This window comes from Ensifer sp. SSB1 (genome assembly GCF_016652895.1).
In the GTDB taxonomy this organism is placed as follows: Bacteria; Pseudomonadota; Alphaproteobacteria; order Rhizobiales; family Rhizobiaceae; genus Ensifer.
The window spans coordinates 4717-18116 of sequence record NZ_JAEPRP010000054.1 but is presented as its reverse complement, the minus strand read 5'-3'; the positions used below and the strand labels follow the sequence as shown (position 1 = coordinate 18116).

The window sequence follows — 13400 nt, the reverse complement described above, 5'->3', positions numbered from 1 at the left end:
TTGCCTTATGAGACGAAGCACAAGGCGGAATGTCCGCACAGAAGTTTTGAACGGTTCTAAACTAGGTTTTAGAAAAGCTGACTGCTTTCGTCAAGACTGATCGCGATCTGAACCCAAGATTCGAACCAGGAACACTCCCGGAGAACCAATGCCCGAAATCATCTTCAACGGACCCGCTGGCCGCCTCGAAGGCCGCTATCAGCCTTCGAAGCAGAAGAGCGCACCGATCGCCATCATCCTGCACCCGCATCCGCAGTTTGGCGGCACGATGAACAACCAGATCGTCTACCAGCTCTTCTACATGTTCCAGAAGCGCGGCTTCACCACGCTCCGGTTCAATTTCCGCGGCATCGGTCGCAGCCAGGGTGAGTTCGACCATGGCGCCGGAGAGCTCTCGGACGCGGCATCGGCGCTCGACTGGGTGCAGAGCCTGCACCCCGATTCCAAGAGCTGCTGGGTTGCCGGCTATTCCTTCGGTGCCTGGATCGGCATGCAGCTCTTGATGCGTCGCCCGGAGATCGAAGGCTTCATGGCTGTCGCTCCGCAGCCGAACATCTACGACTTCTCGTTCCTGGCGCCCTGCCCGTCTTCGGGCCTGATCATCAACGGCGATTCCGACAAGGTCGCGCCGGAGAAGGACGTGAATGGTCTCGTCGAGAAGCTTAAAGCCCAGAAGGGCATTCTCATCACCCACCGCACCGTTCCGGGCGCCAACCACTTCTTCAATGGCCAGGTCGATGGCCTGATGACGGAGTGCGAGGACTACCTCGACCGTCGCCTCAACGGCGAACTGACGCCGGAGCCGGCTGCCAAGCGCATTCGCTGACCCCTGGTAGATTGACAAAAAGGGCCGCGCGTTCTTCGAATCGCGCGACCCTTTTCGTTTCAGGCTAGCCTTGCGGGCGGCTGATCCACTGCGGCACAGTCGGATTGACGACGGTGGTCGGCACATCCGCGCACTCGACGCGGTTTCTTCCGTTCGCCGTGGCTGAGTAGAGCGCCTTGTCGGCGCGCTGCATGACGGGAGCCAGGGCCTCGCCGCTACCGGCGGTGGTGACGCCGAAGCTCGCCGTTACACGCGCTGCTTCCGGCAAGCTGGCGATCTGCTGGGACATGATGGCAGCGCGCATGCCATGGGCGACGACGCGGGCTTCCGACAGGTCGGTACAGGGCAGGAACACTGCGAATTCCTCACCGCCAAGGCGACCGGCCACGGCACGGTTCGGCATGACGTCCATCAGCACCCGCGCAAAGCGACGGATCACCTCGTCACCGGCAAGATGGCCATAGGTGTCGTTGACCAGCTTGAAGCGATCGAGGTCGGCGAGAATAAGTGTGCCTGGCGTCTGGGTGGCACGCGCATGCAAGAGCGGCATGACGCGATCCATGAAGCCACGGCGATTGTAGAGCCCTGAAAGCAGGTCGATTTCCGAACGGGCCTGCACATCGTCGATGATGTCCTTGACCATCACGCCGAGCATCGCAAGTCCTGCTCCGACGATCAACATCGCACCGAGTGCCTGGGAAATGAGCGCGAACGGGCTCGAAACGTAATCTTGAGCGGAGGCGCCAGAGCCGGCGGCCACGGCCGCATAGATCTTCACGAGATAATAGAGCGAGCAGAGTGCCAGCAGGCCGAAAAGCAGCCAGTCGAAGAACGAGCGACGTCCTGAACGCAGCACCACGGACGCGGTCCACATCTGGATCAGGAAGAAGGGTAGTTGGTAGGGAATGGCATGCAGCCAGGTGCCGCGCGGCAGACCGAAAATGGCCACATCCAACGCGACACCGGCGATAAAGCATGCGCCCAGCACCGGCCAACGCACCGGGACCTCATAGAAGAGACCGAGCCCGAACCGCAGAAGGCAGAAGCCGCCAAGCATGCAGGCGAAGGCTCCGATCGCAAAGAGCCGCGGCGTGGACGAGAAGGGAACGATTGCTTCGCAAACGGCCGCAAGCGAGGCGACAGCGAAACCGGCGGCACACCACAGGGCCGCGCGGCGCTGGCGGCTTTTTGCAGCGATGGTGAGGAATGCGGCCGTGAAAATCTGCGCAATGATGAAGTTCACAGCCAGCAGAGAAAGCGCACCACCCATCGAAGAACCCGAAACCTTCGTATTGCGGCGAGCCGCTCTTCGCCACCACACGTGGTAGCGGATGCCGATCCTAATGGGCCGATGCGAAGAATTGATTAATCCGTTCGGTGGATACCATACACCGTTTCGGGCTTTTCAGCGAGCAGGTCTGGCAGCTTGTTTTCCGCCCGTGACGGGCTGACGGACACCCGTCGTGCCTGGATAGGTGAGCGGTAAACCCCGCAAGGAGCGCACGGCGAGATAAGCCCAGGCCTCGGCTTCCATGGAATCGCCGTTTAAGCCGGCATCCTCCGCCGGGAGCACCACGGCGCCCGTCTCCTTCGCCAGCGCCGCGAGGTCGCGCATGATCACCGGGTTGAGGCGGCCCCCGCCGCAAACGATGTAGGTGGACGGTCGCTGCGGCAAATGCCCGGCGGATTTGAGAATGGCTGCTGCCGTTACATGGGCAAGCGTACGGGCGCCGTCGGCCAGGCCGGCGTCGCTTCCCGACGGCGGCGCGAAATCGTTTCTGTCGAGCGAGCGGCGTTGCTTGGCGGCGAAGAAAGGACTGGCGAGGTAACGTGATGCGAGATCGGGCAGAACGGTGCCTTCGCTCGCGATCATGCCGCCCTGGTCGTAGGGAATGCCGGCATGTGCCTCGACCCATTGATCGATCAGCGTGTTGCCGGGGCCGCTGTCATAGGCAACCAGCGTCTCCCCAGTGCCGATGAAGGTCAGGTTGGAAATACCGCCGATATTGACGAAGACGACTGGCGCCGCAAGCCCGGCCGCGCTCCGCGCCAGAGCAGCGTGGTAGGCCGGGATCAGTGGCGCGCCCTGCCCGCCATGCACCATGTCGTTGGCTCGCATATCGTAGACGACGTCGATGCCGGTTTCGTTGGCAAGCAGCGCGCCGTCGCCGATCTGCACGGTCAGGGCTTCGTCGGGGCGATGCAGTACGGTTTGCCCGTGAAAGCCGATCACATCGATATCAGCCGGCTTCAGGCTGTTATGCTGCAGGAAGGCCTTGACCGCTTCGGCATGACGTAGCGTCAGGTCGCGCTCGAGCTCCGACAGCGCTCCGGGCCTTTGGTCCCGCTGCGTGATGGTCTTCGCCTCGTCCAATCCCTGTTTCAGCCGGTCGCGGAAGCGGGCGTCATAGGCATAGCCGGCAGAGGGGCCGCGCTCGACGATCGCGTCGCCGTCGGTCCTCAGCAAAGCGACATCGATGCCGTCCATGCTGGTGCCGCTCATCAGGCCGATTGCCGTTCTTGTCTGTGTCATGCCGTCAATATTTCCAGAATCACTTTTGAAGTGATTATGCGCGGAAACAGTGCTAAACGCCCGTTCGTTCAAAAACTTCCCCGCAAGAGAGACAGATCATGTCCGGTTTCAAGTCCGATTTCCTTCACACCCTCAGCGAGCGTGGCTTCATCCACCAGATCTCCGACGAGTCGGGCCTGGATGAACTGTTCCGCAAGGAAACCGTGACGGCCTATATCGGCTTCGATCCAACGGCACCGAGCCTTCATGCCGGCGGTCTCATTCAGATCATGATGCTGCACTGGATGCAGGCGACAGGCCATCAGCCGATCTCGCTGATGGGCGGCGGCACCGGCATGGTCGGTGATCCCTCCTTCAAGGATGAAGCGCGGCAATTGATGACGCCGGCGACGATCGAAGCCAACATCGCCAGCATCAAGACGGTCTTTTCCAACTACCTGACCTATGGCGAAGGCCCGAAGGACGCGTTGATGATCAACAACGCCGACTGGCTGCTCGGTATCAACTACCTCGAATTCCTGCGCGACGTCGGCCGCCACTTCTCGGTCAACCGCATGCTGTCCTTCGACAGCGTCAAGACGCGGCTTGATCGCGAGCAGTCTCTGTCGTTCCTCGAATTCAACTACATGATCATGCAGGCCTACGACTTCGTGGAGTTGCACAAGCGCACCGGCTGCCGCCTGCAGATGGGCGGCTCGGACCAGTGGGGCAACATCATCAACGGCATCGACCTCGGCCACCGCATGGGCACCGAGCAGCTTTACGCGCTGACCTCGCCGCTTTTGACGACGTCGTCGGGCGCCAAGATGGGCAAGTCGGTCAACGGCGCTATCTGGCTGAACCCGGACATGCTGTCGGCCTATGACTTCTGGCAGTACTGGAGAAATACCGAGGACGCCGACGTTACCCGCTTCCTGAAGCTCTACACGACGCTGCCGATGGCGGAGATCGAGCGTCTCTCGAAGCTTGGCGGCTCGGAGATCAACGAGGTCAAGAAGATCCTCGCAACGGAAATCACCGCCATGCTGCACGGCCGCCCGGCGGCCGAGCAGGCGGCGGAGACGGCGCGCAAGACCTTCGAGGAAGGTGCGCTTGCCGACGACTTGCCTTCGGTCGAAATTCCGACCGCAGATCTCGAAGCCGGCCTTGGCCTGCTGACGCTGATCGTGCGCGCCGGCCTTGCCGCTTCCAATGGCGAAGCCCGTCGTCACGTCCAGGGCGGTGCCATCAGGATCAACGATGAGGCCGTCAGCGACGAGCGCCGGCTGATCGGTACCGGCGACGTGACCGCCGACAATGTCGTCAAGCTGTCGCTCGGCAAGAAGAAGCACATTCTGGTGCGCCCGGCCTAAAGCCGGCGCATCAAGCAACGTTCGCAAGGCCGGCCTTTAGCGCCGGCCTTTTTCATTGGAATTCGAAAATGCTGCGGAAGACGCCCGGCGCGATGATCGACAAGGGGTTGATCGTCAGCTTCGGCTGGTTGAAGGGGCCGTTGAGCTTGAAGGTGATGCCGAGCAGGCCACGGTCACGACCATTGCCCAGCAATGCGCCGATCAATGGCAGTTCGCCGAAAATGCGGTTCAGGCCGTAGGCCGGCATGAAGGTGCCGGTCATGTCCATGATGCCGTTGCCGTCGCGTACAGTCCCCTGGAAAGTCGCGCCGACATCGGTCCCGCGGAGCACGCCGCCATCGACGCGGATCGCACCGCGGTCGAGCGCAAGCTGCGCGAAGCCGCGCTCGAAGCGGGCCGAACTCACGTCGATGTCGCGGCGGACGGCCTGGTTGAGGCTTCGTCCATCGGCGCCCGTTGGCGTCGACACCATCGATTGGAGCCGCTGTTCGCCGACCAGTTGGAACTTGCGGATATCGACGCTGCCCCGCCAGGAGCGCCCACCTCGGTCGCGCAGCTTGAGATTGAGCAGGCCGCCGCGCATGTTCTGGTAGATATCGGCAAAGCGCGCCAGCGCGCCGGCATCGCCTGTCGTCAGTTCCAGCGTGTTGTCGGCACCGGCCTTGGCGATCCGGGCAACGAGCGCTTGACCGCTGCCGGTGACGGCAGAAAGGTTGACGTCCTCGATCTGGCTTCCACGTTCCGCATAGACAAGGTTCACGTTCGACAGGGATTCGCCGTTGAAGCCGGTAATGCGATCGAGCTGGGCCTTCACGGTGATATCGTCACTGCCGCCCTGGTTCTGGTCGCTTCCCGCCTTTATCTGCGCGAGGATCGGCCTGATGTCTGCAGCCGCGCCGGTGAGCTTGGCCGTATAGCCGCCCTTGCCGCGATCGACTGAAACCTTGAAGTCGTCACCTTGTGCCAGACGGACATTATTGAGATCGGCGGATACGAGGCCGCTATTGTCCACCTGCAGATTGCCGCGCGCGCCGAAACCGTCGCCAGCAACGGCGAAATCGCTGATTGTGGCCAAATCGCCGTCCATGCTCGACGTGAACTGCGCCTCGGCCGGAATTCCGACACCCTTGCTCCAGCCGATCCAGGGCAGCGACAATGCCGCCTTGGTAAGGCCGACCTTCACCTTCTGCTTGCCGGTCTCATCGATGGCGACGTCGACCGTGATCGGTCCGGAGATGATCTTGGAGGGACCCGACGTGATTTTTTGCCAGACACCGTCTTCCAGTGTGCCCGAGATATGGCGCGAGCGCTTCACGGTCGAACCCGCATCGACCGGCTCGGTCAGTGCGACCTTGACCTTTGCGCCTTCGATTTTCGCATCGGCGTCCAGCACCGCCTGCTGATTGTCGACGCGGAACGTCCCCACCAGATCGGTCACAGGGCGCCCTTCGAGCGCCTTGTTGACGCTGACCTTGTCGAGCTGCATTTCCACCTGGTAGAGCGGCTTCGGTGGCTTCTGGTCGGAGATCAGGCCGAAGCGTGCACCGACGACAGCCGTCAGGGGGCCACTGAAATCCTCCGGCGACAATTTCGTTTTCTGCAGCGCCTGGATCGGTTTGTAGCTGACGAGCTCGGCGATCGCATCAGCCTCGCCACCCACCTCGATCTTCATTTCCGCCATCAGCGGCTTGGTGTAGACATCGGGAAGGATGAAGTCGCCGCCATTGAGCGCCACGGATCGTCCCGACGGAAAATAGGCAGTGCCCCGCCCAACGTCGACTGTCATGCGCTGTCCGCTCAGCTTGAACTTGCCGGACGTGTCGCGCAACGGCGGTATCTCGCCCGTTATGTTGATGCGCGTGTCGTCGATGTCGAAGTTGATGTTGAGCTCCTGCTCGTTGAGCTTCAACTCCCCCTCATTGTTGGCAATCCGACCCTCGGCAACCGACACTTCGATGCGGGCGTTGGTGACGATGCCGCCGAAGAGGTTGCCGATCGCCCAGCGGCGGGCGCCCTTGGCGAGCCACCACGGCCACAGCTGCTTGACGGCCCTCGCCTCCATGCGATCGCTGACGGCGGCAAAGCTGATCTGCGGCGAGGTCTTGCCGAAGGCGACCGAACGCGAACCGTACATCGAGCCGAGCGGACTCGATACTGCGAGTTGATCGAAGATCAGCCGGTGGGTGTCCGACGTGAACCGGCCGCTCGCCTTGGCATCGAAGATCAGCGGCTGCTCTGTGACGTCCTCCGGGGCCGAACTGGCGTTCTTCAGGAGAAGATCGATCGCGAAGCCTTTCTCCGTGGCGCCCGAGAGCTTGTCGAGGTCGATGATCGCGCCGGTGAACGGAAAGGTCGAACGGCCGATCTTGACGGCCGACGGCAGGATCTCGACCGAGGAGCGCTCGAAATCATAGGCGATGTCCATCTGTGATGGATTGAGCGTCGAGACGAGGCCGCCGGCATGGAACGCACCCTTGGAGGTGCGCACCGCCACGCGCAGATCCGGTTTTGCTTCGCCCGCAGCCCGCGTCGCCTTCAGTGTCAGCCCTGCCGTTGCGTCGATGCCGAACGCCTGCTCAGCACCGGACTTGCCGTGATAGAAGAACGGCGCAAGCGGCAGGTTGGTGATCGCTGCCTCAAAACCCGTGACGTGCCCCTTCTGCCCGAGCGCGTCGGCGGTGAGATCGACCTCGACGCCATCGACGGAGGCGCTGCCTTTCACGCTCATGGAGCCGCTGGCATCGCGGTTGAATTCGAGCGCGGAGGCGACGACGGGAACGACGCGGTTGCGGGAGCCGACGACGGAAAAACTGAAATCGGAGAGCGTTACGGTCTGGTTGCCGCGTCCGGCCGCCATCTGCGACATGCGGTCGACATGGGAAAACAGGGCTTCAAGGGCCTGGCCGACATCGGCGATGCGGATCTTGGTGAGATCGAGCGGTTCGCCTCGAGGAAGGAGCCCGGTATCGAAATCGCCGCCTTCCGCTTCGAGCCGCGAAACGGCGATGTGACCGGTCAGCAGCGCCAGCGGTTCGAGCGCGATCGAGATCGAGCGCAGCTTCGCAACGGGCTGCCCGGATGTCGCCTCGCTGAGCTCCACTTCGCGCGCCTTGAGCGCAATTGCGCCGCTTGCCGTCATGCGGACAACCGTGCTGCCGACATCGGCGTGATAGGCGTTTCCGAGCGCCGAATTGAGGGCGGCCCGCGCACGCGCGTTCAGCGTGCTGTCCATCATGCCGCTTTCGATCACGGTCACGAGGATCGCCCCTAGGATGAGGGCGAGCAGCGATATGGAAAGGGCAATCTTGGCACAGAGGCGCAGGGGCGCGCTCTTGCGTGGTGCGTGCACGATAATAGGATCGTGTGCCTGCGCCGAAGGCAACGCATGCAACGCGACGATGTCTTTCTTGCGAAAGCCGACTTTTTCGCCGCGGATATCACTCATCAGCGCGGACGTCCTCCGTTCGATACGAGCCCTTCGCCGCGTCCTACTTGTCAGTCGTTGCGGGCGGCGGTTTCTCGTTTCTTGTAGACCACATGTCGCCGTGCAGAGTCACCATGAGACGCGGGACCATGCTGTGGACAGCCACCACCTGCAACCGGAATCGCGCTAAGCGAACGACTGCAACGTTTCGTAGCGGCGCGTGCCGTCCGAAACCTGTCGAATCTAGCACAAATGCGCTGGACGGCGGTCGACGAATTTCGATATGCCCTACAGCGCCGCGCGCCTTCCAAGGTGCGCAAAAGTCGCTGTAGAACTTTGAGTTATTGCATGTTTTACCCTTTACTCGGCGACGACCAAGGGAGACGTGCAATAGCGTCGGATTGTCTGGAAAACTTGGCCGAAGGAAGGTTTAATCATGGCAAGACCCGTTCCCGGAGATGTCGCTCCCGACTTCACGCTGCCGCGCGATGGCGGCGGCACGATTTCGCTGTCCGCGTTTCGCGGCCGACCCGTAGTGCTGTTCTTCTACCCGAAGGACGATACGCAGGCCTGCACGCTGGAGGCGATCTCGTTCTCCGAGCTTGCCGAAGAGTTTGCGGCAGCCGGCATCACGCTGATCGGCCTTTCGCCTGATTCGGTGAAAAAGCACGATCGCTTCGCCAAGAAGCACAACCTCACGGTGACACTCGCCGCCGACGAGGAAAAGGCGGTGGTGACCGCGTATGGCGTCTGGGTCGAGAAGATGATGTATGGCCGCAAATACATGGGCGTCGAACGCAGCACCTTCCTGATCAGCGCCGACGGCGTCGTTGTCAGGGTCTGGGAAAAGGTGAAGGTTGACGGTCACGCCCAGGAGGTCTTGGCCGCCGCAAAGGCCCTCTGAGGAACCCCATGACCGAATTGCCCGTGTTTCACAGCCTGCGGGGCGGAGCCGTGGAAGCGATTCGCGCCGCGGACCTCGAGATCAAGACGGCGCTTGCGCAGGAAGCGGCAAGACGCTGGCAGCGCCGCGCCCTGTCGCTGCGCTCGCCGCTCGACAGGCCCGTTCCGGTCCGCCCCGGGCGGCCGGACAAGCCGGTGCTGACACCGCCGACACAGGTGAAGCGGCGGTCGCTCGGGTCCCTCAAGGGACGCATCGCCTTGCTGCACTCGATTGCCCATATCGAGCTGAACGCCGTCGATCTGGCGCTCGATATCGTCGCCCGCTTTGCGACCGAGCCGGTGCCGAATTCTTTCTTCGACGGCTGGATGCGTGTCGCCTTCGAGGAGGCCAAGCATTTCCGTATGGTTCGCCAGCGGCTGAACGATCTTGGCGCCGACTATGGCGACTTGCCCGCCCATGACGGGCTCTGGCAAGCGGCGCATGATACCCGCAACGACCTGACGGCGCGGCTTGCCGTGGTGCCGCTCATTCTCGAAGCGCGCGGCCTCGACGTGACGCCGGCGCTGCAGGCCAAGATGCGCGAAACCGGCGACTTCGAGAGCGCGGCCGTGCTGGATGTGATCTACGAAGACGAGAAAGGCCATGTTGCCGTCGGTGCCAAATGGTTTCGCTTTCTCTGTGCCCGTGAGAAGAAGGATCCCGCAGCGACCTTCCAGGCGCTCGTGCGTGCCAACTTTCGTGGACCGCTGAAGGCGCCGTTCAACGATATTGCCCGCGCCGAGGCCGGGCTGACACCGTCCTTCTACCGCTCGATGACGGCCTCTACCAACCGATAGCCGCGTCACGCTCCTGCAATCATCCTTACCAATTGTTAACCCTAACGAAGTGTAATGATCCGCAGGTGATGCGAGGCAACGCGCACATGGCGGGAGAGAACGGGTGTCTGGACGTTCGGCAAATCGTGCCTTCGGAAAACGTAAGGAAAATCACGTTCTGATACTGGCAAGTGGCGACAAGGTCCGCCACATGACGGTACGTCCCTGGATGGCGGCAATGGCGGTATCCTTTGCCGGCGTCTGCAGCATCGGCTATCTCGCCGCCACATCCTATCTGGTCCTGCGCGACGATCTCATCGGCGGCACGATCGCCCGCCAGGCGCGCATGCAGCACGAATACGAGGATCGAATCACGGCGCTGAGGGCGCAGGTCGATCGCGTCACCAGCCGGCAACTCCTCGACCAGCAGGTGGTGGAAGAAAAGGTCGAGAAGCTGCTGCGCCAACAGATGGCGCTGACCTCGCGCAACGGAAAGCTTGGAGCTCTGGTCGAAAGGGCCGAGAGCTCGGGCCTGACGACGGAAAGCAATGAACCCCAGATCATCGAACCGCTTGTCTATGAGAAGCGAGCTGACGCCAGCAGCGGCGGCTTAAAGGCGATTGAGAAACTGATGGGGCTGAACACGGCCTCGGTCACCGGTACCGTCCGCCCCGCTCCCCTCGCCTACGCTGCGCCCGACGCGGCCGAATCGACATCTGATCGCGCCGATCGGATCTTTTCCAAAGTGACACTGTCGCTGAAGGACGTCGAACTCGAACAGATGACGCGCCTGAAACAACTGACCGACGGCGCGGCAAAGACATCGGATGCGATTCGCTCGATCGTCGGCCGGACCGGCGTCGACCTGCCGGTCGGCGACGTCGCCGAAATGGTCCCCGCTGCGACCTCGGACGACGGCGACAGCGCCATCGGCGGCCCTTTCGTCGAGCCGGCAACCGATGACGAATTCGGCCGCTCGCTGGCCGCTCTGGACACGGCTCTTCTGGAGCTGGAGCAGACACGGGCGCAGGTCCGCACGTTGCCCTTCGGCAACCCCTCTCCGGCGAGCGATATCACCAGTGACTTCGGCAACCGCCTCGATCCTTTCCTCGGTCGACTGGCGCTCCACGCCGGCATCGACTTCCGTGCGACGGTCGGCACGCGTATCCGCGCGGCCGCACCTGGTGCCGTGACGAATGCCGGCCTGACCGGCGGTTACGGAAACATGGTCGAGATCGACCACGGCAACGGCGTGTCGAGCCGATACGCCCACCTCTCCGCCGTCCTGGTGAAGGTCGGCGACCAGGTGAAGGAAGGCGAAGTCATCGCCAAGTCCGGCAATACGGGCCGTTCCACCGGGCCGCACCTGCACTATGAAATCCGCCTGAACGGCGAAGCGGTGGATCCCATGCGGTTCATCGATGCCAGCCGGAAGCTCGCCTCCTACATGAATTGACGGTCATTTGAACCGTCCGCGGGTCTTGCGCGGCTTGACAAGAAATGCGACAGATTCGCCACTATTTACCTTTTGCTGCTTCAACGTGCTGGATTTCTTGACTTTCAGCGACGTTCAGCTTATGAGCGCGGCCACGTGCTCGTGCGTTTTCCATCGATCGATCAGTGTTCTATTGAACCGGAACGGAAACAGATTTCCCTTTGACCAATTTTGCTGACCTTGGCCTGAGCCAAAAAGTTCTCTCCGCTGTCACCGATGCGGGCTACACAACCCCGACCCCGATCCAGGCTGGCGCCATCCCGCCGGCGCTGCAGCGTCGTGACATTCTGGGTATCGCCCAGACGGGTACGGGCAAGACGGCTTCGTTCGTGCTGCCGATGCTGACGTTGCTCGAAAAGGGTCGCGCACGCGCACGCATGCCGCGCACGCTGATCCTGGAGCCGACGCGCGAGCTTGCCGCCCAGGTCGCAGAGAACTTCGACAAGTACGGCAAGAACCACAAGCTCAACATCGCGCTTCTGATCGGCGGCGTGTCGTTCGATGAGCAGGATCGCAAGCTCGAGCGTGGCGCCGACGTGCTGATCTGCACGCCCGGCCGTCTGCTCGATCACTTCGAGCGCGGCAAGCTCTTGATGACCGGCGTCGAGATCCTCGTCATCGATGAAGCCGACCGCATGCTCGACATGGGCTTCATTCCCGATATCGAGCGTATCGCCAAGATGATCCCGTTCACGCGCCAGACGCTGTTCTTCTCGGCGACCATGCCGCCGGAAATCCAGAAGCTCGCCGATCGCTTCCTGCAGAACCCGGAGCGCGTCGAAGTCGCCCGCCCGGCCTCCACGGCACAGACGGTGACGCAGCGCTTCGTTGCCGCGCACGCCAAGGATTACGAGAAGCGCGCCGTGCTGCGCGATCTGATTCGCGCCCAGGACGACCTGAAGAACGCGATCATCTTCTGCAATCGCAAGAAGGATGTCGCCGACCTTTTCCGGTCGCTTGACCGCCACGGTTTCTCCGTCGGCGCGCTGCATGGCGATATGGACCAGCGCTCGCGTATGACGATGTTGGCCAACTTCAAGGACAACAACATCACACTGCTCGTAGCATCCGATGTTGCTGCCCGCGGTCTCGATATTCCTGACGTCAGCCACGTCTTCAACTTCGACGTTCCGATTCATGCGGAAGACTACGTGCACCGTATCGGCCGTACCGGCCGTGCCGGTCGCTCCGGCGCCTCCTTCACGCTCGTGACGAAGCGCGACACGAAGTTCTCCGATGCCATCGAAAAGCTGATCGGCCAGAAGGTCGAATGGCTGAACGGCGACCTTTCCAATCTGCCTGAGCCGATGGAAAGCCACGATACCGGCCGCCGTGATCGCGGCCGCGATGGTCGTAAGGACCGGAAAAAAGATGGGGATCGTGCCTCGAAGGGCCGTTCCGATCATAAATCCGATACCGTGCGTGCCGATAGTGAGGCCGAAATTGAAACAGTCGCGGAAAGGGCGGAATCGGTGAAACCGGCACGCAGCGCAGAAAACAAGCAGGGACAGAATAACCGCGCCGATCGTCCGGTGCGCGCATCGAACCCGGCCAATGATGACAATCGCGACCGCCGCAACCGTCACCGCCGCGACTATGATGACGGCCCGACGCCCGTCGGCTTCGGCGACGAAATCCCTGCCTTCATGCTGATTGCCGGCAAGGCCTGATTAAACCTATGGGCCTGCCGGGCATCGATTTTCCGGGCTTCGGCTGCGGACTTGCGATCGTGCGCGATGGCAAGATCCTACTTTACAGGCGCGTGAACGCGCCCGAAGCCGAGCACTGGAACATCGTCGGCGGCAAGGTCGACCATATGGAACGCTCGGAAGCCGCTGCGCGGCGCGAGGCCGAAGAGGAAAGCGGCCTCCAGATCCGTTCGAGCGAATTCCTCTGCCTCAGCGAACAGGTGATCGAGGCCGACCGTCAGCACTGGATCTCGATGATCTACGTGTCCCGGGACTTTGCTGGCGAACCTGAACTTACGGAGCCGCACAAGCTTTCTGCACTCGGGTGGTTCGATCTCGATGCCCTGCCCCAGCCGCTGTCAC

Annotated in this window: 10 protein-coding genes; 7 read left to right on the top strand and 3 right to left on the bottom strand. The window is 62.2% G+C overall.

From position 1 onward, the window contains the following. Positions 1 to 148: 148 nt before the first annotated feature. Positions 149 to 826: an alpha/beta hydrolase gene (locus I8N66_RS15430; RefSeq protein ID WP_113540012.1), complete on the top strand. Its 678-nt coding sequence runs from the start codon at positions 149 to 151 to the stop codon at positions 824 to 826. Positions 827 to 890: 64 nt separating this feature from the next. On the opposite strand, the gene I8N66_RS15425 is transcribed toward I8N66_RS15430, so the two are convergent. Together I8N66_RS15425 and I8N66_RS15420 are read right to left on the bottom strand one after the other, a co-directional pair. Continuing rightward, positions 891 to 2096, bottom strand: a complete 1206-nt coding sequence (locus I8N66_RS15425) for a GGDEF domain-containing protein (protein ID WP_291154921.1) — start codon at positions 2094 to 2096, stop codon at positions 891 to 893. A gap of 135 nt (positions 2097 to 2231) precedes the next feature. After that, entirely contained in the window at positions 2232 to 3359 is a 1128-nt protein-coding gene (locus I8N66_RS15420) for an anhydro-N-acetylmuramic acid kinase (RefSeq protein WP_291154919.1), read from the bottom strand. A gap of 98 nt (positions 3360 to 3457) precedes the next feature. On the opposite strand from I8N66_RS15420, the gene tyrS reads away from it, so the two are divergent. Beyond that, positions 3458 to 4711, top strand: a complete 1254-nt coding sequence (gene tyrS, locus I8N66_RS15415) for a tyrosine--tRNA ligase (protein ID WP_291154918.1) — start codon at positions 3458 to 3460, stop codon at positions 4709 to 4711. Between the two features lie 52 nt (positions 4712 to 4763). Here the strand turns inward: tyrS and I8N66_RS15410 are convergent, their stop codons facing one another. Continuing rightward, positions 4764 to 8156, bottom strand: a complete 3393-nt coding sequence (locus I8N66_RS15410) for a DUF3971 domain-containing protein (RefSeq protein WP_291154916.1) — start codon at positions 8154 to 8156, stop codon at positions 4764 to 4766. 415 nt (positions 8157 to 8571) lie between these two features. Between I8N66_RS15410 and I8N66_RS15405 the strand changes: the two genes are divergently transcribed. The 5 genes from I8N66_RS15405 to I8N66_RS15385 all read left to right on the top strand — a co-directional run. Then, positions 8572 to 9039 carry a peroxiredoxin gene (locus I8N66_RS15405; protein WP_291154914.1) on the top strand — a complete coding sequence of 156 codons (468 nt, stop codon included), beginning with the start codon at positions 8572 to 8574 and terminating at the stop codon, positions 9037 to 9039. An 8-nt stretch (positions 9040 to 9047) separates the two neighbouring features. Next, positions 9048 to 9875 carry a ferritin-like domain-containing protein gene (locus I8N66_RS15400; RefSeq protein WP_291154912.1) on the top strand — a complete coding sequence of 276 codons (828 nt, stop codon included), beginning with the start codon at positions 9048 to 9050 and terminating at the stop codon, positions 9873 to 9875. Positions 9876 to 9978: 103 nt separating this feature from the next. Further along, positions 9979 to 11310: a M23 family metallopeptidase gene (locus I8N66_RS15395; RefSeq protein ID WP_291154910.1), complete on the top strand. Its 1332-nt coding sequence runs from the start codon at positions 9979 to 9981 to the stop codon at positions 11308 to 11310. Between the two features lie 200 nt (positions 11311 to 11510). Next, on the top strand, positions 11511 to 13019 hold the full coding sequence (locus I8N66_RS15390) for a DEAD/DEAH box helicase (protein ID WP_291154908.1): 1509 nt from the start codon (positions 11511 to 11513) through the stop codon (positions 13017 to 13019). A gap of 8 nt (positions 13020 to 13027) precedes the next feature. Beyond that, positions 13028 to 13400: NUDIX domain-containing protein (locus tag I8N66_RS15385; protein ID WP_291154906.1), on the top strand; the 373-nt coding region annotated here is incomplete at its 3' end.

Bases quoted from the DNA above. Each gene is read 5' to 3' on its own strand.
- I8N66_RS15420 (WP_291154919.1), bottom strand. From the start codon at position 3,359: ATGACACAGACAAGAACGGCAATCGGCCTGATGAGCGGCACCAGCATG.
- I8N66_RS15410 (WP_291154916.1), bottom strand. From the start codon at position 8,156: ATGAGTGATATCCGCGGCGAAAAAGTCGGCTTTCGCAAGAAAGACATC.
- tyrS (WP_291154918.1), top strand. From the start codon at position 3,458: ATGTCCGGTTTCAAGTCCGATTTCCTTCACACCCTCAGCGAGCGTGGC.
- I8N66_RS15430 (WP_113540012.1), top strand. From the start codon at position 149: ATGCCCGAAATCATCTTCAACGGACCCGCTGGCCGCCTCGAAGGCCGC.
- I8N66_RS15400 (WP_291154912.1), top strand. From the start codon at position 9,048: ATGACCGAATTGCCCGTGTTTCACAGCCTGCGGGGCGGAGCCGTGGAA.
- I8N66_RS15405 (WP_291154914.1), top strand. From the start codon at position 8,572: ATGGCAAGACCCGTTCCCGGAGATGTCGCTCCCGACTTCACGCTGCCG.
- I8N66_RS15425 (WP_291154921.1), bottom strand. From the start codon at position 2,096: ATGGGTGGTGCGCTTTCTCTGCTGGCTGTGAACTTCATCATTGCGCAG.